The sequence below is a fragment of the Pseudomonas sp. BW7P1 genome, from assembly GCF_024981055.1.
Classification (GTDB): domain Bacteria; phylum Pseudomonadota; class Gammaproteobacteria; order Pseudomonadales; family Pseudomonadaceae; genus Aquipseudomonas; species Aquipseudomonas bananamidigenes.
Genome location: NZ_CP103374.1, coordinates 432802 through 458684, shown reverse-complemented (window position 1 = coordinate 458684; position 25883 = coordinate 432802). Strand labels below are relative to the sequence as shown.

Annotated in this window: 24 protein-coding genes; 8 read left to right on the top strand and 16 right to left on the bottom strand. The window is 60.7% G+C overall.

Going from position 1 to position 25883, the window contains the following annotated elements; genetic code table 11:
- Window positions 1-87: 87 nt before the first annotated feature.
- Window positions 88-1008 carry a TauD/TfdA family dioxygenase gene (locus NWV16_RS02050; RefSeq protein WP_260521778.1) on the bottom strand — a complete coding sequence of 307 codons (921 nt, stop codon included), beginning with the start codon at window positions 1006-1008 and terminating at the stop codon, window positions 88-90.
- A gap of 181 nt (window positions 1009-1189) precedes the next feature.
- On the opposite strand from NWV16_RS02050, the gene NWV16_RS02045 reads away from it, so the two are divergent.
- Window positions 1190-2110, top strand: a complete 921-nt coding sequence (locus tag NWV16_RS02045) for a LysR family transcriptional regulator (RefSeq protein ID WP_260521777.1) — start codon at window positions 1190-1192, stop codon at window positions 2108-2110.
- A gap of 39 nt (window positions 2111-2149) precedes the next feature.
- On the opposite strand, the gene NWV16_RS02040 is transcribed toward NWV16_RS02045, so the two are convergent.
- Window positions 2150-3163, bottom strand: a complete 1014-nt coding sequence (locus tag NWV16_RS02040; RefSeq protein ID WP_260521776.1) for an ABC transporter substrate-binding protein — start codon at window positions 3161-3163, stop codon at window positions 2150-2152.
- A gap of 303 nt (window positions 3164-3466) precedes the next feature.
- On the opposite strand from NWV16_RS02040, the gene NWV16_RS02035 reads away from it, so the two are divergent.
- From NWV16_RS02035 to NWV16_RS02025, 3 genes are read left to right on the top strand one after another with little or no spacing between them, the layout of a single operon-like run.
- Window positions 3467-5065 carry an ABC transporter permease gene (locus tag NWV16_RS02035; protein ID WP_260521775.1) on the top strand — a complete coding sequence of 533 codons (1599 nt, stop codon included), beginning with the start codon at window positions 3467-3469 and terminating at the stop codon, window positions 5063-5065.
- Window positions 5062-5877, top strand: a complete 816-nt coding sequence (locus NWV16_RS02030) for an ABC transporter ATP-binding protein (protein WP_260521774.1) — start codon at window positions 5062-5064, stop codon at window positions 5875-5877. The genes NWV16_RS02035 and NWV16_RS02030 overlap by 4 nt, the downstream gene beginning before the upstream one ends.
- Window positions 5878-5891: 14 nt before the next feature.
- Window positions 5892-7502 (top strand): arylsulfatase, encoded by a 1611-nt coding sequence (locus tag NWV16_RS02025; RefSeq protein WP_260521773.1) that lies wholly within the window; start codon window positions 5892-5894, stop codon window positions 7500-7502.
- 53 nt (window positions 7503-7555) lie between these two features.
- Here the strand turns inward: NWV16_RS02025 and NWV16_RS02020 are convergent, their stop codons facing one another.
- Window positions 7556-8629 (bottom strand): fatty acid desaturase, encoded by a 1074-nt coding sequence (locus tag NWV16_RS02020; protein ID WP_260521772.1) that lies wholly within the window; start codon window positions 8627-8629, stop codon window positions 7556-7558.
- 100 nt (window positions 8630-8729) lie between these two features.
- Between NWV16_RS02020 and NWV16_RS02015 the strand changes: the two genes are divergently transcribed.
- On the top strand, window positions 8730-9734 hold the full coding sequence (locus NWV16_RS02015; RefSeq protein ID WP_260521771.1) for an AraC family transcriptional regulator: 1005 nt from the start codon (window positions 8730-8732) through the stop codon (window positions 9732-9734).
- 74 nt (window positions 9735-9808) lie between these two features.
- Here NWV16_RS02015 and NWV16_RS02010 read toward each other — a convergent pair whose 3' ends face one another.
- Complete coding sequence (locus NWV16_RS02010) at window positions 9809-10492, bottom strand: Crp/Fnr family transcriptional regulator (RefSeq protein ID WP_260521770.1); 684 nt, start codon at window positions 10490-10492, stop codon at window positions 9809-9811.
- Between the two features lie 85 nt (window positions 10493-10577).
- Here NWV16_RS02010 and NWV16_RS02005 point away from each other — a divergent pair, with 85 nt between their 5' ends.
- The gene (locus NWV16_RS02005) at window positions 10578-11102 is read left to right on the top strand and encodes a DUF962 domain-containing protein (RefSeq protein WP_260521769.1); all 525 of its coding nucleotides are present in this window, start codon (window positions 10578-10580) and stop codon (window positions 11100-11102) included.
- Between the two features lie 102 nt (window positions 11103-11204).
- On the opposite strand, the gene NWV16_RS02000 is transcribed toward NWV16_RS02005, so the two are convergent.
- The 6 genes from NWV16_RS02000 to dibA form a co-directional block, all read right to left on the bottom strand.
- A complete protein-coding gene (locus tag NWV16_RS02000; protein WP_260521768.1) occupies window positions 11205-12194 on the bottom strand; it encodes a sulfate/molybdate ABC transporter ATP-binding protein in 990 nt (329 codons plus the stop codon).
- Between the two features lie 3 nt (window positions 12195-12197).
- Entirely contained in the window at window positions 12198-13070 is an 873-nt protein-coding gene (gene cysW / locus NWV16_RS01995) for a sulfate ABC transporter permease subunit CysW (RefSeq protein ID WP_065261385.1), read from the bottom strand.
- A gap of 13 nt (window positions 13071-13083) precedes the next feature.
- On the bottom strand, window positions 13084-13902 hold the full coding sequence (cysT, locus tag NWV16_RS01990) for a sulfate ABC transporter permease subunit CysT (protein WP_007952818.1): 819 nt from the start codon (window positions 13900-13902) through the stop codon (window positions 13084-13086).
- A 155-nt stretch (window positions 13903-14057) separates the two neighbouring features.
- Window positions 14058-15071, bottom strand: a complete 1014-nt coding sequence (locus NWV16_RS01985; protein WP_260521767.1) for a sulfate ABC transporter substrate-binding protein — start codon at window positions 15069-15071, stop codon at window positions 14058-14060.
- A 139-nt stretch (window positions 15072-15210) separates the two neighbouring features.
- Window positions 15211-15393 carry a sulfur starvation response protein OscA gene (gene oscA / locus NWV16_RS01980; protein WP_065257481.1) on the bottom strand — a complete coding sequence of 61 codons (183 nt, stop codon included), beginning with the start codon at window positions 15391-15393 and terminating at the stop codon, window positions 15211-15213.
- Window positions 15394-15582: 189 nt separating this feature from the next.
- The gene (dibA, locus tag NWV16_RS01975; protein ID WP_260521766.1) at window positions 15583-17502 is read right to left on the bottom strand and encodes a phosphodiesterase DibA; all 1920 of its coding nucleotides are present in this window, start codon (window positions 17500-17502) and stop codon (window positions 15583-15585) included.
- 148 nt (window positions 17503-17650) lie between these two features.
- Here dibA and desA point away from each other — a divergent pair, with 148 nt between their 5' ends.
- Together desA and NWV16_RS01965 are read left to right on the top strand one after the other, a co-directional pair.
- Window positions 17651-18829, top strand: a complete 1179-nt coding sequence (gene desA / locus NWV16_RS01970) for a delta-9 fatty acid desaturase DesA (protein WP_260521765.1) — start codon at window positions 17651-17653, stop codon at window positions 18827-18829.
- 228 nt (window positions 18830-19057) lie between these two features.
- Window positions 19058-20047 (top strand): GGDEF domain-containing protein, encoded by a 990-nt coding sequence (locus NWV16_RS01965; RefSeq protein WP_260521764.1) that lies wholly within the window; start codon window positions 19058-19060, stop codon window positions 20045-20047.
- Between the two features lie 60 nt (window positions 20048-20107).
- Here NWV16_RS01965 and NWV16_RS01960 read toward each other — a convergent pair whose 3' ends face one another.
- The 6 genes from NWV16_RS01960 to NWV16_RS01935 form a co-directional block, all read right to left on the bottom strand.
- On the bottom strand, window positions 20108-21319 hold the full coding sequence (locus NWV16_RS01960) for a response regulator (protein WP_260521763.1): 1212 nt from the start codon (window positions 21317-21319) through the stop codon (window positions 20108-20110).
- A 140-nt stretch (window positions 21320-21459) separates the two neighbouring features.
- Window positions 21460-22740: a 4-aminobutyrate--2-oxoglutarate transaminase gene (gabT, locus tag NWV16_RS01955; RefSeq protein ID WP_260521762.1), complete on the bottom strand. Its 1281-nt coding sequence runs from the start codon at window positions 22738-22740 to the stop codon at window positions 21460-21462.
- A gap of 184 nt (window positions 22741-22924) precedes the next feature.
- Window positions 22925-24367, bottom strand: a complete 1443-nt coding sequence (gabD, locus tag NWV16_RS01950) for an NADP-dependent succinate-semialdehyde dehydrogenase (protein ID WP_260521761.1) — start codon at window positions 24365-24367, stop codon at window positions 22925-22927.
- A 319-nt stretch (window positions 24368-24686) separates the two neighbouring features.
- The gene (locus tag NWV16_RS01945; RefSeq protein WP_260521760.1) at window positions 24687-25004 is read right to left on the bottom strand and encodes a RebB family R body protein; all 318 of its coding nucleotides are present in this window, start codon (window positions 25002-25004) and stop codon (window positions 24687-24689) included.
- Window positions 25005-25047: 43 nt separating this feature from the next.
- On the bottom strand, window positions 25048-25587 hold the full coding sequence (locus NWV16_RS01940) for a hypothetical protein (RefSeq protein WP_260521759.1): 540 nt from the start codon (window positions 25585-25587) through the stop codon (window positions 25048-25050).
- Window positions 25587-25814, bottom strand: coding sequence for a RebB family R body protein (locus NWV16_RS01935; protein WP_065257472.1), 228 nt, complete (start codon window positions 25812-25814; stop codon window positions 25587-25589). The genes NWV16_RS01940 and NWV16_RS01935 overlap by 1 nt, the downstream gene beginning before the upstream one ends.
- Between the last annotated feature and the right edge of the window lie 69 nt (window positions 25815-25883).

Below are 25883 nucleotides of genomic sequence, written 5' to 3'. Positions count from 1 at the left end.
CCGAAAGCATCGCTGGCAAGCCAGCTCCCACATGGTTGCGGCGTACACAAATCCTGTGGGAGCTGGCTTGCCAGCGATGAGGCCTGGTCATGCGCCGATGATTTCAGCACCTTTGATGGTCTGGCTACGCTGCCCGTTCGCCCCGACCGGCACTTCCCCTTTCAGCGTCACCCGACGCACCACCCGATCCTGGGTTCCGTAATCATCAATCGCATAGTGCTGCGTCGAACGGTTATCCCAGATCGCCACATCACCGGCCTTCCAGCGCCAGCGCACGATGTTCTCCTGACGGATCACATGGCTCTGCAACAGGCCAAACAAATGCGCCGAATCGGCCTGGGAATAACCCTTGATGCGTTTGACGAAATGCCCCAGCAGCAAGCTTTTTTCGCCGCTGACCGGATGCACGCGCACCACCGGATGCTCGGTCTCGTAGACGGTCGAGGTGAAAATCTTGCGATAGCGCTCCAGCTTCTCCGCCGACACGTCCGGTTTCACGGCAGCGTAATCGTATTCGTTGCTGTGCACGGCCACCAGTTTGTCCGCCAGTTCGCGCAATTCGGTCGGCAGTTCGTTGTACGCCGTCGCCGTGTTGGCCCAGAGGGTATCGCCACCGAATGCCGGAGCCACCACCGAGCGCAGGATCGAGGCTTTCGGGTAGGCATCGACGAAGGTCACGTCGGTGTGCCAGGAGTTGGCGCGCTGCCCTTCGGCGCCGTCCAGTTCCAGCAGATACCGGGTGCCCTCACGGGACGGCACGGTCGGGTGCGCCACCGGCTCGCCGAGCAGATGGGCGAAGGCTTCCTGCCGCTGGTCGTCGAGCTGCGTCTGCTCGCGGAAGAATACGACCTTGTACTGGACCAGCGCCTGTTGAATGGCTTCAACCGTCGCGGCATCCAGCTCACCGGACAGTTGCACGCCACGGATTTCAGCGCCGATACGGCCGGCCACCGGATGAATGTCCAGCGCCTGGACAACGGGTTTTACAGCGAGTGCGGCATTGCTCATGGGTAGACCCTCATCGACTGCTTGCGGTTGGACGGCAACGAAACAACGCTCTATCAATATTCCATTTACATCTAATAGATATTCACATGCTTCGTTGACGGAATAAGAGCTTGCATTTAAAACCTCAGTCAGCCTTCGTCGCAAATGCCTTCGAGCTATTTTTAGGATGCCGGAAAAGCATATGGATCTTCGCCAGTTGCGCTACTTCATCGCCCTCAACGAACACCGCAGTTTTGTCCGCGCAGCCGACGCCATGGGCATCACTCAACCGGCGTTCAGCCGCAGCATCCAAGGGCTGGAGCAGGAGTTCGGCTGTGTGCTGGTAGATCGTGGCAACAAGGATCTGCGCCCCACACCCGAAGGCCAGGTGGTGCTGCAGCACGCCCTGACGCTGGTGCAAGGCGCTGCGTTGCTCAGCGCCGAAGTGACGCAGATGACCAAGCTCGACGCCGGCGAACTGCATTTCGGTTGCGGTCCGGCGCCAGCCGTCAAACTGGTGCCGGATGCAGTGGCGCAATTCATCAATGCGCACCCGAAAGTGCGTACCTGTTTTCAGGTGGATAACTGGGAAAAACTCAGCCGCGCCCTGAGCCGCGAGGAGATCGAATTCTTCATCGCCGACATTCGCCACTTCGAATCCGACCCGAACTTCCAGACTCGACCGTTGACACCCAAGCGCGGGGTGTTTTTCTGCCGGCCGGGGCATCCGCTGCTGGCCAAGGAAAGCCTGTCGACCAACGACATGTTCGACTACCCGCTGGCGACCACGCTGATCCCGCCGGGCATTCGCAAACTGCTGGCGAATCTCAGCGGCCGGATCGATTTCTCACCAACCATCGAAACCGAGCATTTCCCGGCGCTGGTGAAAGTGGTGCTGCAATCCAACGCGATTGGCGTGGGTACTGAAGAAGCGTTTGTCGAGGACATTGCCCAGGGTTCACTGGCCCTGCTGCACTGGCGCAACCTGCCGCAGAACCTGGAGAGCATGAATGCGCGGTGCGGGATTGTGAGCCGCACGGGATTCCGGCTTTCACCGGCGGCACGGGCGATGATCGAGACGCTGGTGGCGGTGGATAAACAGGAGATCAGCGTCGCGGTTTGAGGGTCATTCCCACGCATTGCGCCGGAATGACCCCATTTCTCAGAGCTTCGCAGCCGCCAGCTCGGGCACCACCCACTCGTTCACATTGAACGGTTTGCGAATCAGCTTCTGCTGCGCCGCCAGATCCACCTTGCCCTGCAGGTTTTCGAGGAACAGCGGGTCCAGTGTCGAGGGGAATACTTCGCTCAGATTCTGATCCTTCAGATCCTGGCTGAGGATCACCGAAGGATAACTCGCCAGACCCGACACAAGCTGCACGTAAGCGTCCTTGTTGCTGTCCTGAGTCAGCCACTCCACCGCCTGTTGCTGCGCCTTGAGCAGCTTCGCTACCGCTTCCGGGTGCCCGTCGACAAACTTGCCGGTGCCCACCAGCACCGACTGCACGCTGCCGGCGCCGCCGAGATCCTTAGTGTTCAGGGGCAGCTCGGCCAGGCCCTTGGCCTGCAATGCTGTCAGCCCGGAACTGCCCCACGACGCATCGATCTGCTTCGCCGCCAGCGCGGCCACCGCTGCGTTGAAATCGAGGTTGATCACCTTCACATCCTTCTCGCTCAGGCCCACGCTGGCCAACGCGGCATCGAATGACAACTGGGTCGCGGTGCCCCTGAAGATCGCCACGCGCTTGCCCTTGAGATCCTGCAACGTCCTGATTCCCGAACCCGGCACTACGCCGAGGTATTGCTTCACACCTCGCGCGCTGGCGCTGAGCAGGCGCGTATCCAGTCCGTTGGACTTGCCGATGATGGCCGCCAGATCCCCGAGATAAGCCAGGTCCACCTGACCGTTGGCGAACGCCTCGTTGATCACAGGGCCGGCGCCCTTGAAGAAGCTCCACTGAATCTTGATGCCCTGATCGGCGAAGGCCTTTTCGAAAATCTGCTGATCGCGCAGCACGTCCACAATGCCCCCGCCGCTGTGTTGAGTACCCGCGCTCAGATCAGGCACGGCAATCCTGATTTCCTTGAGCTCGTTGGCCTGGGCAGAGAACGCCAGCAGACCCGCAAGCGCTGGTGCGGCAAACAGACTGATGACACGTTTGAAGGGAAGGTTCATGGGTGCGGCTCCTGATCACGGCGGGCATTGAGGAGCCGAAAGTAGGCGTAATTCGTATCAGCACTTAAATACTTAAAAAGCACATTTTTATAGCTTTTAAAGCTAAACCAGCAAAGTTGGGACATGCAGAGCGATATGCATGGAGAGCATCAAAAATATTCTTCGAATGCATTGGATGCGTGCAGGGCTGGAGGCCTTAAATGGCGCTGCTTATCTCCAAAATGATTATTTTCTTATTCACTTATAACGATAAGTTCACAGCTAATTCCGCTGACACGATCCAACCCGACAACGGAGGTCATCATGGCCCGTGAATCCCTGCTCAGCCTGCCACTGGCCGCACCGCCGTTGAAAAACCGGCGCGCCTGGCCAAGCCTGAGCCACCGCGTTTTACCCTGGATATTGCCGCTGGGACTGTTTGTCCTGTGGTGGTTGGCGGCGCGCAATCAATGGATGAGCGAACAGATCCTCCCCGCGCCGTCGCTGGTGTGGAACAGCGCGGTCGAGTTGTCTCAGGGTGAGTTGTGGAGTCACTTGTGGATCAGCCTGCAACGGTTGTTCTGGGGGCTGCTCGCCGGGATCTCGGCCGGTGCCGTACTCGGCGCGGCGCTGGGTTTCAGCCGTCGTCTCGAACGCCTGATCTTCCCGACCTTTGCCGGCCTGGCCCAGGTGCCGACACTGGCGTGGGTTCCGCTGTTCATGGTGTTTTTCGGCATCGGAGAAACGCTGAAACTGGTGGTACTGGTCAAGGCCATCGTGGTGCCGGTGACCCTGCACACGTTGGTCGGCGTGCGGGACTCGCAGCCGAAACTGCGCGAAGCCGCCGCCGTGTTGCGCCTGCCGCCACACCTGCTGATCCGTCGACTGGTGTTGCCCGCTGCTCTCCCCGCATTCATGGCCGGCGTGCGTCTGGCGCTGGCCGCTGGCTGGACTTCGCTGCTCGCCGTTGAGCTGCTGGCCTCCAGCGAAGGCATCGGCTACCTGATGGTCTGGGCACGGCAGTTGTTCATGCTCGATATCGTGTTCGTGTGCATTGTTGTGATCGGTCTGATCGGCGTGGCGATGGATCGCGGCATCGGCCTGCTGGACAAAAAACTGGTGCACTGGCCGCACCCGGCCACGGCGGAGATTCGTCGCGGCCCACGTTATGACGGCTGGCAGCGCGTGCAGCCGTGGCTGTTGCCGCTGGGGTTGTTTGCGCTTTGGCAACTGGCAGTCGATCAGCAGTGGGTCGACGCCAACATTCTGGTCAGCCCGCTGGCCGTGCTGGAGACCACGAAGCATGGCCTGCTCGACGGCACGTTGATCAGCGGCATGGCCCTGAGCCTGGGCCGCACCCTCGGTGGCTTGCTGCTGGGTGGTGGGTTCGGCTTTACGCTGGGCCTGTTGTTGGGGCTCTCGCGCACCAGCGAACGTGTGCTCGGCCCTACCCTCGCTGCCTTGCGCCAGATCGCGATTTTCGCCTGGGTGCCACTGCTGACCGCATGGTTCGGCCTGGGCGAGCTGGCGAAGTGGGTATTCGTGGCCCTTGCCGCCTTCTTCCCCCTGTTCATCGCCACCCAGCGCAGCGTCGCCAACCTTTCGCCGCAACTCGACGAAGCCGCGCAGGTGCTTCGCCTGAGCCTCGGCCAGCGCCTGCGTCGACTGGTGCTGCCGGGCGCCGCGCCGGGGATTTTTGCCGGGCTCAGATTGAGCCTGATTTACGCTTGGCTCGGCACCATCGGCGCCGAATATTTCATGCCGTCCAACGGCGGTATCGGCAGCCAGATGATCGGCGCCCAACAACTGCTGCGCATGGACCTGATCATGGCCGGGATGTTGCTGGTCGGCCTCACCGGCGCCCTGCTCAACCTCATTGGCCAACGCCTGGAAATCCGCGCCACCCGCTGGAGACACGCATGAACGCACCGATTGTCAGCTTCTCTCACGTAGGCAAATCCTTCGACGTCGACGGTTTCGAACTGGAGGCGATTCGCGAATTCAACCTCGACATCGCCGAGGGCGAGTTCGTCGCCATCGTCGGCTCCAGCGGCTGCGGCAAGTCCACCTTGCTGCGCTTGCTGGTGGGTCTGGACACGCAGTTTCGTGGGCAGATCACCGTGGACGGCAAAGCCGTCAGCGGCATTGGCGGCGAACGCGGGATCGTGTTTCAGGAACATCGTTTGTTCCCGTGGCTGACCGTGGCCGACAACATCGGCCTGGGTCTGGTGAACGAACCGCTGAGCACCGCTGAAAAGCAGCAGCGCGTCAACGATTTCATCGAGCTGGTGGGGTTGCGCGACTTCACCCGCGCCTATCCGCATCAACTCTCCGGCGGCATGGCCCAGCGCGTGGCGATCGCTCGCGGGCTGGTGGCGAGCCCACGAATCCTGCTGCTCGACGAACCCTTCGGCGCCCTCGACGCACTGACCCGCCAACAGATGCAGGACGAACTGCTGGCGATCCGTGAGCGGGCGAAGATCACCACGATTCTGGTCACCCACGATGTCGAAGAAGCGATTTTCCTCGCGGATCGCGTGGTGGTGATGGAGCCACGTCCGGGCCGGATCAAACAGGTGGTGGGCATCACCCTGCCCCATCCTCGCCAGCGCAGCAGTTTTGACTTCCATCAATTGCGCGAAGAACTGCTGCACGAGCTGACCAGTGACGATCATTATCAACCGAGCGCACCGGTGCAGATCCGTGATCTGCCGTTGTCGTTCATTGCCTGCTGAACAGGAGTCTGTTGATGCCGCAACGTCCCAATTTTCTGGTGATTCTGGCCGATGACCTCGGCTTCTCCGACATCGGTGCCTTCGGTGGTGAAATCGCCACGCCGAACCTCGATGCCCTTGCCGGCAATGGCCTGCGCCTGACCGATTTTCACACCGCACCGACCTGTTCGCCGACCCGCTCGATGCTGCTCACCGGCACCGATCACCACATCGCCGGCATCGGCACGATGGCCGAAGCGTTGACCCCGGAACTCATCGGCAAACCGGGCTACGAGGGTTACCTCAACGACCGTGTCGTCGCGTTGCCGGAGTTGCTGCGCGAGGCCGGTTACCAGACCTTGATGAGCGGCAAATGGCACCTGGGCCTCACCGCGGAACTGGCGCCCCACGCCCGTGGCTTCGAGCGTTCGTTCTCGCTGCTTCCCGGCGCGGCGAACCACTACGGATTCGAACCGACCTATGATGAACACACGCCGGGCCTGTTGAAATCCACGCCTGCGCTGTACATCGAAGACGACACGTTCATCGACCAATTACCGAAGGATTTCTATTCCTCCGACGCCTTCGGCGACAAGCTGTTGCAGTACCTCAAGGAGCGCGATCAGAGCCGGCCATTCTTCGCTTACCTGCCGTTTTCCGCGCCGCACTGGCCGTTGCAGGCACCAGCGGACATCGTCGAAAAATACCGTGGCCGCTACGATGCGGGACCGCAAGCGCTGCGCCTCGAACGGCTGGAAAAACTCAAGTCGCTGGGGCTGATCGAGCCGGAGACCGAACCGCATCCGCTGATCCGGCTGACCGCGCAATGGGACGCGCTGAGCGATGAACAAAAACGCATTTCCGCCCGGGCGATGGAAGTCTACGCCGCGATGGTCGAGCGCATGGACTGGAACATCGGTCGCGTCGTCGATTACCTGCGTCAACAAGGCCAGCTCGACAACACTTTCATCCTGTTCATGTCCGACAACGGTGCCGAAGGCGCGCTGCTCGAAGCCTTTCCCAAGTTCGGCCCGGAGCTGCTGACCTATCTGAACCAGCATTACGACAACAGTCTGGACAACATCGGCCGCGCCAATTCCTACGTCTGGTACGGGCCGGACTGGGCGCAGGTGGCCACCGCACCTTCACGCCTGTTCAAGGCATTTACCACCGAAGGCGGGATTCGGGTTCCGGCGCTGCTGCACTATCCGCAGTTGCCACTGAAAGGGCAGATCAGCCATGGTTTCGGCACGGTGATGGATATCACGCCGACCATTCTCGATCTGGCCGGTGTGCGCCATCCCGGCAAGCAATGGCACGGCAAACCGGTGGCGCCGTTGCGCGGCAAATCGTGGCTGGGCTTTTTGTCCGGCGAGACCGCGCAGGTGCATGACGAACATACCGTCACCGGTTGGGAATTGTTCGGACGCCGGGCGATTCGGCAGGGGCAATGGAAAGCGGTGTGGATCCCCGGGCCTGTAGGGCCGGCGACCTGGCAGCTTTATGATCTGGGCAACGATCCAGGGGAGATTCATGACCTGGCGTCGAGTCAGCCGCAAAAGCTTGAAGCGCTGATCGGGCATTGGCAGCGGTATGTGGAAGAGACCGGGGTGATTTTGAGCGAGTCGCCGTTTCAGCCGGATTGAGGGTGGCTGATGCAGGGCTATCGCCGGTTGGCCGGCGATAGCTTCGGCTACCTTCAAGCCTGAGCCGTCTGCGCCTCTTTCTGTACGATTTCTTCCTTGCGAACAAACCGGTTCGCCCGCCCGAACGTCCCGAAATCGTTGAACCGGACACCCATCTCCCGCATCACCTTGTGCGCCACCGGCACCGTCAACTGGCGAATGTAGAACGGCTCCTTCACCACGAAATGATGAATCCCGTGGCTGCTGCCGAAGTTGAAGCAGAACGCCTGCAACGGCCACAGCCACCATGGATTGAGCACCTGGCACTGCTGCAACACGTTGCCCGGCTCCACATCACCGTAGTAATGCATGTTCGAGCTGATGAAGTGCAGGCAAAACGTGCGCAACACGTTCGGACCGATGATCACCACGGCGGCAATATCGATCACTTGCATCACTGACAAGGTGGTCGCTGACCATTCAATCGGCGAGCCCATCAACCAGGCGATACCGTTGGCCCCATGGAACCCGAGAAACACGTACCACGCGCCCCAATGCAACAGCGCCAACGGCGCGTAGACCTTCAGCGAGCGCTTGATGATGCTGAATTTATGCGCCCAGGTCTTGGCTCGCAGCATGCGGATGAACGCCGACATCACGTTATCGCCGACCATCAGCAACCGCGCAAAACCCCATGGCTCGCCGTTGGTAATCGCCCGCTCCTCCATGTCGGCTTCGGTGCCGGAGACCTTGTGATGATTGAGGTGCAAATGGCGGCGGATCCACGGGTTGATCGTGCTCGGCCGCGCCAGCCACACCAGGCCCATCATCAGGTTGTGCGGCACCCGCTGTTTGCGGAAATACATGCTGTGGATAAGGTCGTGCTCGAGCTCATGGGTCAGCGAGGCAAAAAACGCATTGAGCAACAGACACACCCACCACGCCATGTGCCCGTTGATGTAGAGCGCCGCCGAAACGATCACCCCGGCCAGGGCAAAGGCCAGAATTCCCGCCCCGATGGCATCCTGATGCTGGAGAATCGGGTAGCGCTCGCGCAGCTCGACGCCTTTGGCCAGCACCACTTCGCGAATATGCGCTGATCGCTGGGCAGCATTGTGTCGCCGGGGACTTGCAGAAGTACGGTCCATGCTTCCATCCTCTGGTTATTGATGTTCGCATCCTGCCCCGCGCAGGATCCGGATGCGGTAGCCGAGAACGCCAACCTGTTGACCGGAAGCGCCAATCAGCATGAAGGAACCGACTTCTCTCGCCAGCTGGACCCGTGCCCTGCGCAAGCAACTCGATGCGCTGGGTCTGGACAGCACTGACCTGTGCCGGCAGGCCGGGCTCGATCCGCAATGGATGGACGATCCGAATGCGCGTTATCCGTTGTCCGCCACCACACGCCTGTGGGAAATCGCGGTGCAAGTCAGCGGCGATCCGGCGATTGGTCTGCGGGTGTCGCGGTTCGTCAGCCCCACGACATTTCACGCACTGGGATACGCGTTGGTGGCCAGCGGCAGCCTGCGGGAAGTGTTCGAGCGGATCGTGCGCTATCACCAGGTGGTCAGCGACGCCCTGGAACTGGAGCTGACCCGCTCGGAAGACCGCTACCGGTTTCGCCTGAAGATTCCTGCCGGTAACCCGGCGCCGGCGTTCGAGGCCATCGACGCCTTCGCCGCGATCTACGTGCGCACCTGCCGCAATCGCCTGGGCCGCGACTACGCGCCGCTGGCGGTGTATTTGCGCCGCCCGGAACCGGCCGATGCGCATCAATGGCACAAGGTGTTCCGCTCGCCGGTGCATTTTGCCGCCGAAGAAGACCGCATCGAATTCGCCCTCAACGACTTCGACAGCCACCTCGACGACGCCAACCCGGAACTGGCCGAACACAACGAAGCCGTGCTCAAACGCACCCTCGCCCAGCTCAAGCCGCTGACCTGGGAGCGCAAGGTGCGCGACGCCATCGAAGAACAACTGCCCGAAGGCGAGCCCAGCGCCGAGCGCATCGCCCAGGCCCTGCACCTGAGCCTGCGCAGTCTGCAACGGCATCTGGCGGACGAGGGTTGTCGTTTCGACACGTTATTGAATGAAAGCCGCGAAAACCTCGCGCTGCTGCACCTGCGTGACCCGCAATGCTCGCTGAGCGAGGTCAGTTATCTGCTGGGATTTGCCGATACCAGCAGCTTCAGCCGCGCGTTCAAGCGCTGGACCGGAATGACGCCGGGGCAGTTTCGGGATCAGTTGCGCTGACGGGTCTGGAATTTGTATTGAGTCGACCAGCCTCTTCGCGGGCAAGCCCGCTCCCACAGCGATAGTGGCGGAAACTAAAGGGTGGCGAGTGCTCGCAATCGTGCGGCGTCGAGGATTTCGATCTCGCCATAACTCAAGCCGATGATCCCTTGCCCCTGCAACTCCTTGAGAATCTGATTGGTGGTCTGCCGCGACAGCGACAGCATCGACGCCAGTTGCTCCTGGGGCAGTTGCAATACGCGGCGCGGCGGGTCAAGTTCGCCGTAGCCTTCGGCGATCAACAGCAGGCGATGGGCCAATCGCGCCGGGGCCGGCAGCAGGCTGAGCTGTTCGAGATTGATGAAGGTCAGGCGCAGTTTCTGGCTCATCAGCAAGGCGAGATGCCGCCAATAGACAGGGTGTTCGTCGAGCAATTTCAGCAGCGTGGCTTGAGGGATATTCAGCAACAGGCATGGGCCGACCGCGTAAGCGTCATGGGTACGGGGCTGGCCATCGAACAGGCAGATTTCGCCGAACCAGTGTGGGGCCTCCACCAGACTCAGCAACGCCTCCTTGCCCTGCTCGCTGACCGCGCCGATACGTACCGCGCCGTCGAGTACCGCGTACAACCCGCACGGCGCATCACCGCGCTGGAACAGCCGCTGCCCCGACGCCAGGCGTCGCTCCCGGGCAGCTGCCAGCAGACTATCCTGAAAGGATGATGGCAGATGACTGAACCATTGCCCGGTCAGCAGGCGTTCGCGCCAGACCTTATCCATGGGTTCTCCTGAAGATTGTCGCCTGCCTGACAGAGCGAACCGTGAACACGGGGCATGATTCGATCACCCTACAGGAGGAACAACAATGAAAAGCCTCGTCGATCATTTGAGTCAATACGCCGCTTACCACCGCGATCCACGCAACATCGCCAGCCACTTTATCGGGATTCCATTGATTGTGGTGGCAGTGGCCGTGCTGTTGTCGCGACCGGAATGGTCGATGGGCGGGTTGTGGATTTCCCCGGCGGTGATCATCGCCCTTGCTTCGGCATGGTTTTACCTGCGCCTGGAACTGAAGTTTGGCGTGTTGATGACGTTGCTGATGGGTCTCTCGGTCTGGGCCGGGCATGTTCTGGCGCAACTGAGCACTATGGTCTGGCTCAGCAGCGGTCTGGCCATGTTCGTGATCGGCTGGGCGATCCAGTTTGTCGGGCACCACTATGAGGGACGCAAACCGGCGTTTGTGGATGACTTGAGCGGGTTGATTGTCGGGCCGCTGTTTGTGGTGGCGGAACTGGCGTTCATGCTCGGGATGCGCCATGAGCTGAAAGAACAGATCGAGGCGCGGGCGGGTGTGGTGCGGGTCAATCCGAATCGCGCGGCTGTCTGAACTGCAGACCGGTTCGCTCGTTCCCACGCCGTGGACTGCACCCCATCGGTTGTGTCCAACCTTTGGGGTGCAGTCCACTCGGCGTGGGAACGAGCGATGCTGTTACAGGCTTGCGACTTTCTGCCAGACCTTCGGCTTGAAGAACAGTGTTTCCCCCTTCGCCAGGCCGGTCAGGCTGTCGTGATCCTTCACCACTTCCGCCTCGATCAGATCCGCCTGCCCTTCAACCTTCAACGTCACCCGCGTGGTCGCGCCCAGCGGACGGATATCGCGGACTTCGGCAGCGTGGTGATCCTCCAGCTCATGCCGCGACAGTGACACTTCGTGCGGACGGAACAGCACGTGATTGTCATCCCCCAGATGCAGACGGTTCGAATCGCCGAGGAAGTGATAGACAAAATCGGTGGCCGGGTTTTCGTAGACGTCGCCCGGTGAACCGATCTGCTCGATCACGCCCTTGTTCATCACCACGATGCGGTCGGCCACTTCCATCGCCTCTTCCTGGTCGTGAGTCACGAACACCGAAGTCAGGTTGATGTCTTCGTGCAGGCGCGCCAGCCAACGGCGCAGTTCCTTGCGCACCTTGGCGTCGAGGGCGCCGAACGGCTCGTCGAGCAGCAGCACTTTCGGCTCTACCGCCAGTGCGCGAGCCAGGGCGATACGCTGGCGCTGACCGCCGGACAGTTGCTCCGGGTAACGATCCGACAGCCAGTCCAGTTGCACCATGTTCAGCAACTCGTGGACCTTGGTCGCGATCTGGCTTTCGCTCGGGCGCTGATTCTTCGGCTTCATGCGCAGGCCGAACGCGACGTTGTCGAACACCGTCATGTGGCGGAACAGGGCGTAGTGCTGGAACACGAACCCGACGTTGCGATCACGCACGTCATGGCCGGACACGTCTTCGCCGTGGAACACGATGTTGCCGTTATCCGGGGTTTCCAGACCGGCAATGATGCGCAGCAAGGTGGTCTTGCCACAGCCGGACGGGCCGAGCAACGCCACCAGCTCACCGCTGTGGATGTCCAGGCTGATGTTGTCCAGCGCCTTGAACGCATTGAAATTCTTGCTGACGTTACGCACTTCGATCGACATGAATTATTCCTCCGCGGCGCTGGCGCGCAGGCGGTTGATACGGTTTTCGCTCCACTGCTTGAGCAGCAGGATGAAGAGCGCCAGGAGCAGCAACAGGCTCGCCACGGCGAATGCGGCCACGTGGTTGTATTCGTTGTAGAGGATCTCGACGTGCAGCGGCAAGGTGTTGGTCACCCCGCGAATGTGCCCGGAAACCACCGACACCGCACCGAACTCACCCATGGCCCGGGCGGTACACAGCACCACGCCATAGATCAGACCCCACTTGATGTTGGGGACGGTCACGTGCCAGAACATCTGCCAGCCGTTGGCGCCGAGCAGGCGCGCGGCTTCCTCTTCCTGAGTGCCTTGTTCCTGCATCAGCGGGATCAGCTCGCGGGCCACGAACGGCACGGTGACGAAGATCGTCGCCAGCACGATGCCCGGCAGGGCGAAGACGATCTGGATGTCATGATCCTGCAACCACGGCCCGAACAGACCCTGGGCACCGAACATCAACACATAGACCAGACCTGCGATCACCGGCGACACCGAGAACGGCAAGTCGATCAGCGTCACCAGCATGCTTTTGCCGCGGAACGAGTATTTGCTCACGCACCACGCGGCACTGACACCGAACACCAGGTTCAGCGGCACCGAAACCAGCACCGCGATCACCGTGAGTTTCAGCGCCGACAGGGCATCCGGCTCAAAGATCGCGGTGAAAAACGCACCGAGGCCGTTCTTCAACCCCTGCGACACCACGATAAACAGCGGCAGCAGTAGAAACAGGAAGAAAATCAGCCAGCCGAGACCGATCAGGACTCTGCGCGAAGTCGCGCTGCCGCGGCGGGCAGCGTTGGCCGAGGCAGCGGCCGCAATGGACGATTGGGACATGGTTCGCGCCTCCTTAAGGGGTTTCGATGCGCCGCTGCAGCAAATTGATCAGCAGCAACAGGACAAAGGAAACCACCAGCATCAACACGCCGATGGAGGTAGCGCCGGTGTAATCGTACTGGTCGAGCTTGACCATGATCAGCAGCGGCAGGATCTCGGTTTTCATCGGCATGTTGCCGGCGATGAAAATCACCGAACCGTACTCGCCGACGCCCCGTGCAAACGCCAGGGCGAAACCGGTCAGCCAGGCCGGCAACAGCGCCGGCAGCAGAATGTGACGGAACACCTGCAACGGTTTCGCACCGAGGCATGCCGCCGCTTCTTCGACTTCACGGGGGATATCGGCCAGCACCGGTTGCACCGTGCGCACCACGAACGGAAGAGTCACGAAGGTCAGCGCCAGGGTGATCCCGAGCGGGGTGTAGGCAATCTTGAAACCGAGGTCGGCGGCGAACTGCCCGACCAGTCCGGTCGGCGTGTACAGTGCCGTCAGGGCGATGCCGGCCACAGCCGTGGGCAGGGCGAACGGCAGATCGATCATCGCATCGATCACCTTGCGTCCCGGAAACGTGTAGCGCACCAGCACCCAGGCCAGCAACGTGCCGATGATGCCGTTGATGATCGCGGCGCACAGCGCGGTGCCGAAGCTCAGCTTCAGTGCAGCGAGAACGCGGGGCGCGGAGATGATCGTCCAGAACTGATCCCAGGTAAGTTGAGCGGCGTGGACGAACATCGCCGCCAGCGGGATAAGCACAATCAGGCTGAGATACACCAAGGTGTAGCCCAGCGTCAGCCCGAAGCCGGGTATGACGGGGGAGATACGACGCGACATAAAAGTCCCTGGTTAAAAACGCATCAGTGTGGGAGCGAGCCTGCTCACGAAGAGGGAGTATCAGTCAACATCCCTGTCGACTGAAATACCGCCTTCGCGAGCAGGCTCGCTCCCACATGTTTTGTGCCTGAGCATCAGGCTCGTTTCATTCGAGATTACTGCGCCTGATAGATCTGGTCGAACACGCCACCGTCGTTGAAGAATTTCGGCTGAGCGGTTTTCCAGCCGCCGAAGTCCTTGTCGATGGTCACCAGTTCCAGTTTCGGGAACTGCTGGGCGTACTTGGCGGCCACGTCCTTGTCACGCGGGCGGTAGAAATTCTTCGCCGCGATTTCCTGGCCGGCCGGGCTGTACAGGTGCTTGAGGTAGGCTTCGGCGATCTGCTCGTTGCCCTTCTTCTCGGCGTTCTTGTCGACCACGGCCACCGGTGGTTCGGCGAGAATCGACAGCGAAGGCACGACGATGTCGAACTTGTCCTTGCCGCCGTCCTCTTTCAGCGCCAGGAAGGCTTCGTTTTCCCAGGCCAGCAACACGTCACCCTGGCCGTTGTTGACGAAGGTGATGGTCGAGCCACGGGCGCCGGTGTCCAGCACCGGAACGTGCTTGAACAGGGTCTGTACGTATTCCTTGGCTTTCGCTTCGTTGCCGCCGTTGGCTTTGAGGCCGTAGGCCCACGCCGCGAGGAAGTTCCAGCGCGCACCGCCGGAGGTTTTCGGGTTCGGCGTGATCACCGAAACGTCGTTCTTGATCAGGTCACCCCAATCCTTGATGCCTTTCGGGTTGCCCTTGCGCACAAGGAACACGATGGTCGAGGTGTACGGAGTGCTGGCGTCCGGCAGACGCTTCTGCCAGTCGAGCGGCAGGGTCTTGCCAAGCTTGGCGATTTCGTCAATGTCGCCGGCCAGCGCCAGAGTCACGACGTCGGCACGCAGACCGTCGATCACCGCACGGCCCTGCTTGCCCGAACCGCCGTGGGATTGCTGGATTTTCACGGTGTCGCCGGCATGCTCTGCCTGCCAGTACTTCACGAATTCGGCGTTGTAATCCTGATACAGCTCGCGGGTCGGGTCATACGACACGTTGAGCAGCTCGTAATCCTTGGCAACCGCAGAACCGGCAAACACAGCGCTGGCCAGAGCAGCCAAAGCGTAACGGCGAATCGACGACATGGTGAAAGCTCCTGGAATTCTTGGTGGTGGCTTTTTCTTATGTACTGCGGGAATCGGGTTGCCTCTAAAGATCACCGCCTGCGCCCGCTCTTGCATTGATCCCCGGCAAGAGCGGGCGCAGGCTGGGATCTTTTTGCGTTCAGCCCGATTTGTTGCCCGGTTGCTGCAGACGGAATTTCTCTTTGCGTTCGATCTGGACGACTTGGGCGTTGTGCACAGTGATTTCCACCGCGCCGAAACGCAGGTCGCGCAAGGCGCTCTGGATTTCACGCAGGATGGTGGTTTCGTCCTGACCGTCAACGCTACGCAGGGATGCGCTCATGGTGCTGCTCCTTTGTATGGGATATGCCTGGCAGTGGCGGCACTGCGTTCGGCGTGGGAGCAATATAAGAGAGGCGCAGATATTCTTAAAAAGACTATTTAAGAATGTTTATATAACTGGAAAACATTATGTGATGCAGCAAGGGTTTGCGGCGGATTTGCCCGTTCGCAAACCCGCTGCGCACCTCCTTCAGCCGATTGCCGGCGCTCTGGCCCAGTCGATCTGAGCTTCCGGCACTGGCCGCCCGAACCAGTAGCCCTGGCCCAGATCGCACGCCTGTTCGAGCAAAAACGCCGCCTGCTCGGGCTGTTCAATACCCTCGGCATGCACCTGCATGCCCATGCTCCGGGCCAAAGCGATGATCACCCGGACAATCGCGGCATCGTCTTCGTCCCAAGGCAGGCCAGCGACGAAGCCTTGATCGATCTTGAGCTTCTGAACCGGCAGGCGTTTGAGCCGCAACAGCGACGAATAACCCGTGCCGAAATCATCGATGGCCAGACGGATGCCCAGTTCGCGCAGACGATGCATCTGCTCCAGCGCCACTTCCGGATCATCCATGACTGCGCTTTCGGTGACTTCCAGCTCCAGATAGGCTGGATCAAGCCCGGTGTCATGCAGCACCTTTGCCACCTGCTGATACAATTCGCGGCGCGCGAACAGTCGCGACGACACATTCACCGCAACAAACGACAGCACCACCCCGGCCTGCTGCCATTGGCACATCTGCCGACAAGCCTGCTGCATCACCCAGGCATCGATTTCCGAGATCATCCCGGTGCGTTCGGCAATCGGAATGAACTCCGCGGGTGACACAAGGCCACGCTGTGGGTGCTCCCAACGCACCAAGGCCTCTACACCTACCAGACGACTGGTCTGCAGGTCGTGAACCGGTTGGTAGTAGACCCGCAGCTCTTGTTGCTCCAACGCTCGACGCAATTCGAAGGCAATCTCGACCCGTTGCTGCGCGTGGGCGGTCAGTTCTTCGGTGTACAGCGCATAGCCGTTTCGGCCGCTGCTCTTGGCCTTGAACAACGCCGCATCGGCATTGCGCAGCAGTTGCTCGGCACTCAAGGCATCGCTGGGAAACAGACTGATGCCGAGGCTGGCATTGATGAACAACTCGTGGCCGTCGAGGCAGAACGGCTCCTTGAGGGCATCGAGAATGCGTTGGGCCAGGGCCGCGGCCTGCGCCGGCTGTGGACAACTTTCCATCAGCACCGCGAACTCGTCGCCGCCCAGGCGCGCCAGCGTGATACCTGACCCGAACAGCGCCTGCAAACGCACGGCGACCGACTTGAGCAGGCGATCTCCGATGTTGTGGCCGAGGCTGTCGTTGATCAGTTTGAAGTGGTCCAGATCGATCATCAGCAGCGCGCAACCACGCTTGTGGGTCTGCGCCGAAGCCAGTGCCTGTTCGGCGCGGTCACTGAACAGCAGGCGATTGGGCAGGTCGGTCAACGGATCGTGGTGGGCCAGGTGCTTGAGTTCGTGCTCCGAATCCTTGATCGCACTGATGTCGGAAAACACTGCCACGTAGTGACTGAGGCGGCCATTATCGTCGCGAATCACCCGGATGGTTTGCCACTGTGGATAAATCTCCCCGCTCTTGCGCCGGTTCCAGATCTCGCCACTCCACTCATCCTGCGTCTGCAAGGTGGCGAACATCGCCTGATAGAACCCCGGCGGATGGTGCCCGGACTTGAAGAGACTGGGCTGACGGCCAAGCACTTCGTCGTATTGATAACCGGTGATTTCCATGAAGGCTCGATTGACGTGCACGATCAGGCCCTGTCGATCCGTGACCAGCACGCCCTCGCGGGTGCAGTCGAACACCGCGGCGGCCTGCCGCAGGCGTTCGCGATCGGCCTGACGCTCGCGCAACCGGGCACCGATGCCCAGACATTCGAACAGGCGCGCCCGGGCGAGGAAGATCAGCCCGGCACTGAGCGCCACAAAGACATAACCGTTGATCAGTTGCCAACGCACCAGATCAGCAGAGCTATCGAAGAAACTGTTCAATAAATAACCAGTACCTTGCAGCCAGACAACGGCAAGAACCAGGTAAAGCAGCGCTGCACGCAAGGCATCGCGGTATGTGGCAGACATTCGGCCGTCCATGTCCCTACAAAAAATGTCGGGATTATAGGTCAAGAAACATCCAGCCATCTCTTATCTGAAAGGGCGACTGGTTTTATCTGTGTGCTTGGTGATAATGCAACGGCTGTTTTTTTCTCTATCGAGGGCCCTATAGCCTATGTGGTACGAAGGTTTTCTTGGCTTGTCGGCCTGGTCGCTGGTCGCCGTGACCCTGCTGATGACCCACGTGACAATTGTTTCCGTCACGGTCTATTTGCACCGCTACTCTGCCCATCGCTCTTTGGAGTTGAATGCCGGACTGAAGCATTTTTTCCGTTTCTGGCTGTGGCTGACCACTGCACAGAACACCCGCGAGTGGACCGCCATCCACCGCAAGCACCACGCCAAATGCGAAACCGAGGATGACCCGCACAGCCCGGTCGTCAAAGGTCTGTCCACGGTGCTGCGCAAAGGTGCCGAGCTCTACCGCGAAGAAGCGCAGAACCCCGAGACCCTGCGCATCTACGGCAAGAACTGCCCGGAAGACTGGATCGAACGCAACCTCTACAGCCGCTATCGCTTGCTGGGCGTGGCGCTCATGGCCGTCGTCGACCTGATGCTGTTCGGCACCATCGGCATCACTATCTGGGCGATCCAGATGATGTGGATCCCGGTCTGGGCCGCCGGCGTGGTCAACGGCCTCGGTCACGCCGTCGGCTACCGCAACTTCGAATGCCGCGATGCCGCGACCAATCTGGTGCCGTGGGGCATCCTGATCGGTGGCGAAGAGCTGCACAACAACCACCATACGTACCCCAACTCGGCCAAGCTGTCGGTCAGGAAGTGGGAGTTCGACCTCGGCTGGGCCTGGATCAAGGTTTTCTGTTTCCTGCGCTTGGCCAGGGTACAACGGGTCGCTCCGATCGCTCACCGCGTGGCAGGCAAGGGCAGCCTCGACATGGACACCGCCATGGCGATCCTCAACAACCGTTTCCAGATCATGGCCCAGTACCGCAAGCTGGTGATCGGGCCGCTGGTCAAGCAGGAACTGGCCAAGGTCGATCACTCGGTGCGTCACCAGTTTCACCGCGCCAAGCGTCTGCTCTCCCGTGAAACCAGCCTGCTCGAGGATCGTCATCACGCACGCATCCAGAACATGCTCGAGCACAGCCAGGCGCTGAAGGTAATTTACGAAAAACGCCTGGCCCTGCAGCAGATCTGGGTCAAGACCAGCGCAAATGGCCACGACATGCTCGCGGCCATCAAGGAATGGGTACACGAGGCCGAGGCCAGCGGTATCCAGTCCCTGCGTGAATTCGCCGATCAGTTGAAAACCTACTCGCTACGCCCTGCCTGATTGTGGCGCGGGAGCCTGCTCTCGCGAAGGCTGCACAGCAAACGCAAAAGCTGGCGACGTGTTTTCTGCGGAACACGTCGTCACTACCGCCCGGCGGGAGCAAACTCCCTCTCCACGAAAGCGCGGAACTTCACCCGCGATACCCTATCTCAAAGACACTTCGCCACTCTGGCGGGCTATCCCGTGGCCGTTGTCGACTTCCCGGCACGCCCTTTGAGATCCGTGTCGATGGTCAACAACAATCAAAAAGACTCGTCCCCTCCCCAGTGGCCAGAAGCCGCGCAAACCTTGATGGCATTGATGCACGCACAGGGCGAAGTCGCGCGCCTGAGCGAACGCGAACAGTTGTTCAGCTCGCTGCTGGTCAGTGTCAACGCCGTGCTTTGGGCCTTCAACTGGGAAACCCGTCAGGTGCTGTACGTCAGCCCCGCCTATGAGCGGATTTTCGGCCGCTCGGCTGCGCTGTTACTGGCCGACTACAACCAGTGGCGCGACAGCATCTACCCCGAAGACCTCGAATATGCCGAGCGCAGTCTCGCCGAAGTGCTGCACAAGGGCGCAGTGGAAGACCGCGAATACCGGATCATCGATGCCGACGGCCAGGTACGCTGGATCAGCGACAAGTGCTTCATCAACCGCCAGGAAGATCCGGGACAACCGGTGATCATCGTCGGTCTCGCCGAAGACATCACCGAAAAGAAACAGATGGAAAGCGAGCTGCAGCGCCTGGCCACCACTGACGTGCTGACCCAGAGCAGCAACCGCCGGCACTTCTTCGAGTGCGCCAATCGCGAGTTTGAAGAGGCTCGCCTCCAGGGCGCGCCCTTGGCGTTCCTGCTGCTGGACATCGATGATTTCAAAGTGATCAACGACACCCATGGCCATCCGGAAGGCGACAACGTACTACAACGGATTGCTGAATGCGGACGTGCCTCATTGCGCCGGGGTGACCTGTTCGGACGAATTGGAGGTGAGGAATTCGCAGCGGTGTTTCCTGGCTGTGCGCCGGACATGGCGATGCAGGTGGCCGAGCGTCTGCAACGGGAAATTCAGCGTCTGAGTTTCAGTCAGGGTGAACAGGCGTTCGGTATCACGGTCAGCCAGGGTCTGACCAGCCTCACCCCGGAAGACGAGAATCTCGACGCCCTGTTCGCCCGGGCCGATGCGGCGATGTATGAAGCCAAGCGTCAGGGCAAGAACAGGATCATCTCGGCCTGACACCGGATTTTCGACTCGACACAAAACCCTGTGGAAGCCGGGCTTGCCTGCTTCAGCAGGTTATTTGCGCATCCGCGTCAGCTCAGGCAATCCAATCTTCAGCAATCGCGCCGTGCGGCTCTGCGCCAGTTCTTCTACGCCCTCATGCTCGGTCAGCCGCGCCATCTGTGCCGCCATGTTCATCACCAGCGCCTCGCGCGAGTAGACCCCGCCACCGAGCTGATAAACCGAGGCAATCAACTCGCGCAACTCCAGCGGCAGGCGCCAACGGGTGCGCAGCGCCGAGCCGTACGCCGCACCGAATTCGGCCAGCGCATCGCCGATTTCCTCCAGCTCGTCCAGCTCGCCGCCCGCCTGCTTCCACTCTTGCAGACAGCGCAACAACGCCAGATCACCGAGACGATGCAACATCCCCGCGCAATAGCAGCGCTCCTGATCGAGGTCGAGCAGACGTGCCAGGGTGCGCGCATATTCGGCGGTGTGCAGCGACAGGTCCCAATAGCGCTCGGCGTAGTCCGCGAGGCACGGATCGCTGAGCCTGGCGCTGCGCTTGAGGGCCAGGCCGAGAATCAGGTTCATGCTCTGCCCGGTGCCCAGACGATGCAGCGCCTGGGCCAGCGTCTGTACCGCGGCACCATGATGTTGTGCAGCGCTGTTGGCGGCGGCGATCAACACCGCCGTGATTTGCGGATCGGTGCGGATTTCCTCTTCCAGCAGTTTCAGGTCGAGCCCGTCGGGATGGAGACTGCGCTTGACCGCCAACTGCACGTCAGTCATCAGCGGTGCGCCATCGGCCTGCTCACGGCGACGCTCAAGGAATACCGACAAGGTCATCCCCGGCGCCAATGCAGGCACTTCGCAGAGCACTTCCTGGCCGGCATCAAGCAGCAACCCTTGCAGGCGCTCGGTGAGGTTTTCCATGTTCAGGGGTTTGGCCAGGTAGGCCGTCGGCGCCAGCGGCAGGGCTTCACGCACACTGGCGCTGTCGTTGCGGCTGCTCATCAGAATGAACGGCAGCGGCGGATTGCGTTTGCGCTGGCGGACACTGCGCAACACGTTCAAGCCATCGACGCCAGGCAACTCCCAGTCGACGATGGCCAGGTCATAAGGCACTTCACTGAGCAGAGACATCGCCTCCTGGCCATCGGCGCACAGATCCAGCCGTGCATCGCAGCGCACGTTCAGCAGAACCTGTTTGAGCAAGTCGCGGGACCACGGATCGGCCTCGGCAATCAGGACTCGGGGTACAGCGGGTAATTCGACGGCTGTCATGCTCGCCCTCCCTTGCAATGCTTCAACCTTAGCCAATGCTGGCGCTTCGATACAGCCCGAACGCACAGGATGTGTTTCAACAGGCGTAAAAAAACCCGCCGAAGCGGGTTTTTGTTGAGCCGATCACACAGTACCCGGACTTACAGTTCCGAGAAGCACTCTTCGATGATCGCCAGACCTTTGTCCAGCTGCTCATCCGGCGAGGTCAGCGGAACCAGCACGCGCAGTACGTTGCCGTAGGTGCCGCAGGACAGCAGGATCAGGCCCTTTTCACGCGCCTTGGCCACAATGGCAGCGACTGCGGTCGGGTTCGGCTTGTGGCTGTCGCCATTTTCGAACAGCTCGACGGCAATCATCGCACCCAGGGCACGCACTTCACCGATGACTTTCGGATACTTGGCTTGAATACCCTTCAGACCGGTTACCAGACGCTCGCCGACAGCCTTGCAGCGATCCAGCAGTTTCTCTTCTTCGAACACTTCCATCACGGCCAGGGCCGCAGCGCAAGCAATCGGGCTACCGGCGTAGGTGCCGCCCAGACCGCCTGGCGCGATGGCGTCCATGTATTCGGCCTTGCCGCACACACCGGCCAGCGGGAAGCCGCCAGCGATGGATTTGGCGAACGTGGTCAGATCGGCGGCAACGCCCATCTGTTCCATGGCGAAGAACGTGCCGGTACGGCCAGCGCCGGTCTGCACTTCGTCAGCGATCAGCAGAATGCCGTGCTGGTCGCACAGGGCACGCAGACGCTTCATGAATTCCTTGGGCGCAACGTAGAAACCACCTTCACCCTGAACAGGCTCGATGATGATCGCGGCAATGTCTTTCGGCTCGGCGTCGTTCTTGAAGATGCGCTCGATCGAAGCGATCGAGTCGTCGATGCTCACTCCGTGCAATTCGTTCGGGTACAGCGCGCGGAAGATGCCGCCTGGCATCAGGCCCATGCCAGCCGAGTAAGGTACGACTTTACCGGTCAGACCCAGGGTCATCATGGTACGACCGTGGTAGGCACCGGTGAAAGCGATCACACCAGCGCGGCCAGTGGCGGCACGGGCGATCTTCACGGCGTTTTCGACGGCTTCGGAACCGGTGGTCACCAGCAGGGTTTTCTTGGCGAAGTCGCCCGGCACGCGTGCGTTGATTTTTTCGCACAGCTCGACATACGGCTCGTAGGCCAGAACCTGGAAGCAGGTGTGGGTCAGCTTGTTCAGTTGCTCGGTCACGGCGGCGATGACTTTCGGGTGCACGTGGCCGGTGTTCAGCACGGCGATACCGCCGGCGAAGTCGATGAACTCGCGACCTTCGACGTCGGTTACGGTCGCGTTCTTCGCGGAATCGGCGAAGATCGGGTGAATCTGGCCGACACCACGTGGAACAGCAGCGGTACGACGGGCCATCAAGTCAGCGTTAGTCTTGCTCATTACAGTCCTCATTCACCGCTCATCGGGCGGCGTGGTTCAAGGATTAAGCGCAAGGATTGGCGGTGACAGCATGCGATGATCGACTGCCACGGCGTTCCCGGCCGCAGAGAAAATTCCGGTTTGAAACGACGCAAAGGGACAGCGCTCTCGTGCCCTTTGCGTTTACAGCGATCTTCTACCGGGCTCAGATGCCCAGGCAGAGGTATTTGATTTCCAGGTAATCCTCGATGCCGTACTTGGAGCCTTCCCGGCCCAGGCCGGAGGCCTTGATGCCGCCAAACGGCGCGACTTCATTGGAGATCAGCCCGGTGTTGACGCCGACCATGCCGTATTCCAGGGCTTCCGCCACACGGAACACGCGACCCAGGTCGCGAGCATAAAAGTAGGAAGCCAGACCGAATTCGGTGTCGTTCGACATCGCGATCACTTCCGCTTCGTCTTTGAAGCGGAACAGTGGCGCCAGCGGGCCGAAGGTCTCTTCCTTGGCCACAGCCGCGTCTTTCGGCACGTTGGTCAGGATGGTCGGTTCGAAGAAGTTGCCTTCCATTTGCTTGCCACCGGCCAGCACGGTAGCGCCTTTGCCCACCGCGTCAGCGATGTGCTCCTGCACCTTGGCCACGGCTTTCTCGTCGATCAGCGGGCCGGTTGTGGTGCCCTCTTCCAGACCGTTGCCGATCTTCAGCTTGGCGACGGCCGCTTTCAGTTTCTCGGCGAAAGCGTCGTAGACCGAATCCTGAATGTACAGACGGTTGGCGCAGACGCAGGTCTGACCGTTGTTGCGGTATTTGGAAATGATCGCGCCTTCGACGGCCTTATCCAGATCCGCGTCGTCGAACACGATGAACGGCGCGTTACCGCCCAGCTCCAGCGAGACTTTCTTGATGTCGTTGGCGCATTCCGACATCAGCTGACGACCGATTTCGGTCGAACCGGTGAAGGACAGTTTGCGCACGATCGGGTTGCCGGTCAGCTCGCTGCCGATGTCGCCGGCACTGCCGGACACCACGCTGAACACACCTTTGGGGATACCGGCGCGCTGGGCCAGTTCGGCCAGGGCGAAAGCGGAGAACGGGGTTTGCGAAGCAGGCTTGAGCACCATGGTGCAACCGGCGGCCAGCGCAGGGCCCGCTTTACGGGTAATCATTGCCGCCGGGAAGTTCCACGGGGTTATGGCGGCGGTTACACCGATCGGTTGTTTGATCACGATCAGGCGCTTGTCAGGCTGGTGGCCTGGAATCACGTCACCGTAGATACGCTTGGCTTCTTCGGCGAACCACTCGATGAACGAAGCGGCATAAACGATTTCACCCTTGGCTTCGGCCAGCGGCTTGCCTTGTTCGAGGGTCATCAGGCGAGCCAGGTCGTCCTGGTTCTCGATGATCAGTTCGAACCAGCGACGCAGTTTGCCTGCGCGTTCCTTGGCGGTCAGGGCGCGCCAGGCCGGCAAGGCCTTGTCGGCAGCCTCGATGGCACGGCGGGTTTCGGCAGCGCCCATCTTCGGCACGGTGCCCAGGATTTCGCCGGTGGCCGGGTTGTTGACCTTGATCGTCTGACCGCTGTCCGCATCGACCCAAGCGCCATCGATGAAGGCTTGCTGGCGGAACAACTGGGTGTCTTTAAGCTGCATGTCGGCTTTCCTTAACAGCACCGCGACCCGCGCGGAGCAAAATTATGATTGTAGAAAGGCGCCTCGCAAGGCTGCCGTCAGGGAAATCATTCAACGGGCTGGAGCACCTCAATGGTGCACGGTTGAAAACACGTGCGGCTCGGCACCCGATCAAAGAGCGTTTGAAATCTCAAACGGATCCTAGGATCAAAGGGGGTAAAGGACAATAGGTCGTTCGAAAAAAAGAACAAAAACACCGCTATTGCTGAACATTTCAGATCAGCGTGCATGCGTTGACGTTCCCTGCCGGCGCCGAACGGCAGGGGACGAGACGTAATGACTACTTGTTCTTAAACGACTGGAGAACCGTCAACAGGCTGGTCAGGTTGTCGGCAACCCCGGTCTGCCCCACTTTTTCCGTCGCGCCGGCACTCGCCGTGGTATCCAGGCTGTAGATCTGCATCACACCCTGGTTGGTCGCCGCCTGCGCCAGTGTGTTCTGTTGCTGCTGGGCGCTGACAGCGTTCTCGAACAGAATGCCGGTCGAATGCGCCATGCTCTGGTAGACGTTGCCCATCGCCATGGCTGGCGCCTCGGCGACAACCTTGACGCTGCTCTGGGTGACCGCATCGGTAATCTGATCATTCACGGTTGCCATCTTCCGACTCCTTTCAAGGGACAGTGGATGTTGCAAATATTGCTCAGGCGCCCGAGGTACGCTCGGGATGACTGGCGTTGAACCGGGCGATGCTCTGATCGATTCGCTCAAGAGCCTGGTTCACTCCGTCGGCGTCCAGCACGCCGCTCGCCGCGGCCACCGCCGCAGCGCCGCCCACCAGAAGATGGGTATTCAAGGCGCCGAGCGCACTTTCGGTGGCGGCATCGAGGTCGTCCTTGATGATGCTCTCGGTCATCTTGCGCAACAGCACGCCTTGCGAGGCCAGGGCGAGTTTGGTAACTCCGTCGAAATAACTCGCCGCCGATTGCGCCACCAGCCCGCTGGCCTGTCGAACCAGCAGTTCCGATCCCAACTGCGCCAGGGCGGGCGCATGGGAAGCAAGCTGAGCATTGAGCAGGTTCACCGCTTCGACAATCTGGCGGTTCAAGGCTTCGGCGCCCACGCCATCAGCCGATTGCTTGAGCAAATGCTCATTGAGCGACTCGAGCAACGCCGCCGCAGCGGCGGCAGGGTCGACTGCCGGTTGCTCCACGTTTTCGCCCTGCGCGTTTTCCCCGGCCATCAGGATCGCCCTCCCACCGACAGAATCTGCTGCACGGCGGCTGCAACCGTTGCATTACCGATGATATTCATCGCTTGCTGATGGCTGACCGCGTTCTGCAGCGCCAGACTGACCGCATGGCCGGTGACCTGGGTCAGCGTGGCAATGGCCGTGGCCGGTGCGCAACCGACCACCTGTACGTTCGACTGGGTGACGGAGTCGGTGATTTGAGGATTGACGACGCTCATGCTGTTCTCCCTGAGTAAGGCGATCGAGAAACCCGCCGCAGGAAAACAATAGAACAGCTGCGCCAAACT

What these genes read in the sequence shown, in the direction of transcription:
- NWV16_RS02025 (WP_260521773.1), top strand. Translation starts at nt 5,892, where the DNA reads ATGCCGCAACGTCCCAATTTTCTGGTGATTCTGGCCGATGACCTCGGC.
- NWV16_RS01940 (WP_260521759.1), bottom strand. Translation starts at nt 25,587, where the DNA reads ATGGCCGGGGAAAACGCGCAGGGCGAAAACGTGGAGCAACCGGCAGTC.
- NWV16_RS02000 (WP_260521768.1), bottom strand. Translation starts at nt 12,194, where the DNA reads ATGTCGATCGAAGTGCGTAACGTCAGCAAGAATTTCAATGCGTTCAAG.
- NWV16_RS02015 (WP_260521771.1), top strand. Translation starts at nt 8,730, where the DNA reads ATGAAGGAACCGACTTCTCTCGCCAGCTGGACCCGTGCCCTGCGCAAG.
- NWV16_RS02045 (WP_260521777.1), top strand. Translation starts at nt 1,190, where the DNA reads ATGGATCTTCGCCAGTTGCGCTACTTCATCGCCCTCAACGAACACCGC.
- desA (WP_260521765.1), top strand. Translation starts at nt 17,651, where the DNA reads ATGTGGTACGAAGGTTTTCTTGGCTTGTCGGCCTGGTCGCTGGTCGCC.
- NWV16_RS02050 (WP_260521778.1), bottom strand. Translation starts at nt 1,008, where the DNA reads ATGAGCAATGCCGCACTCGCTGTAAAACCCGTTGTCCAGGCGCTGGAC.
- NWV16_RS01945 (WP_260521760.1), bottom strand. Translation starts at nt 25,004, where the DNA reads ATGGCAACCGTGAATGATCAGATTACCGATGCGGTCACCCAGAGCAGC.
- NWV16_RS02005 (WP_260521769.1), top strand. Translation starts at nt 10,578, where the DNA reads ATGAAAAGCCTCGTCGATCATTTGAGTCAATACGCCGCTTACCACCGC.
- gabD (WP_260521761.1), bottom strand. Translation starts at nt 24,367, where the DNA reads ATGCAGCTTAAAGACACCCAGTTGTTCCGCCAGCAAGCCTTCATCGAT.
- NWV16_RS02010 (WP_260521770.1), bottom strand. Translation starts at nt 10,492, where the DNA reads ATGGATAAGGTCTGGCGCGAACGCCTGCTGACCGGGCAATGGTTCAGT.
- NWV16_RS01985 (WP_260521767.1), bottom strand. Translation starts at nt 15,071, where the DNA reads ATGTCGTCGATTCGCCGTTACGCTTTGGCTGCTCTGGCCAGCGCTGTG.
- oscA (WP_065257481.1), bottom strand. Translation starts at nt 15,393, where the DNA reads ATGAGCGCATCCCTGCGTAGCGTTGACGGTCAGGACGAAACCACCATC.
- dibA (WP_260521766.1), bottom strand. Translation starts at nt 17,502, where the DNA reads ATGTCTGCCACATACCGCGATGCCTTGCGTGCAGCGCTGCTTTACCTG.
- NWV16_RS01935 (WP_065257472.1), bottom strand. Translation starts at nt 25,814, where the DNA reads ATGAGCGTCGTCAATCCTCAAATCACCGACTCCGTCACCCAGTCGAAC.
- NWV16_RS01965 (WP_260521764.1), top strand. Translation starts at nt 19,058, where the DNA reads ATGGTCAACAACAATCAAAAAGACTCGTCCCCTCCCCAGTGGCCAGAA.
- cysT (WP_007952818.1), bottom strand. Translation starts at nt 13,902, where the DNA reads ATGTCGCGTCGTATCTCCCCCGTCATACCCGGCTTCGGGCTGACGCTG.
- NWV16_RS02040 (WP_260521776.1), bottom strand. Translation starts at nt 3,163, where the DNA reads ATGAACCTTCCCTTCAAACGTGTCATCAGTCTGTTTGCCGCACCAGCG.
- cysW (WP_065261385.1), bottom strand. Translation starts at nt 13,070, where the DNA reads ATGTCCCAATCGTCCATTGCGGCCGCTGCCTCGGCCAACGCTGCCCGC.
- NWV16_RS02020 (WP_260521772.1), bottom strand. Translation starts at nt 8,629, where the DNA reads ATGGACCGTACTTCTGCAAGTCCCCGGCGACACAATGCTGCCCAGCGA.
- NWV16_RS02030 (WP_260521774.1), top strand. Translation starts at nt 5,062, where the DNA reads ATGAACGCACCGATTGTCAGCTTCTCTCACGTAGGCAAATCCTTCGAC.
- NWV16_RS01960 (WP_260521763.1), bottom strand. Translation starts at nt 21,319, where the DNA reads ATGACAGCCGTCGAATTACCCGCTGTACCCCGAGTCCTGATTGCCGAG.
- gabT (WP_260521762.1), bottom strand. Translation starts at nt 22,740, where the DNA reads ATGAGCAAGACTAACGCTGACTTGATGGCCCGTCGTACCGCTGCTGTT.
- NWV16_RS02035 (WP_260521775.1), top strand. Translation starts at nt 3,467, where the DNA reads ATGGCCCGTGAATCCCTGCTCAGCCTGCCACTGGCCGCACCGCCGTTG.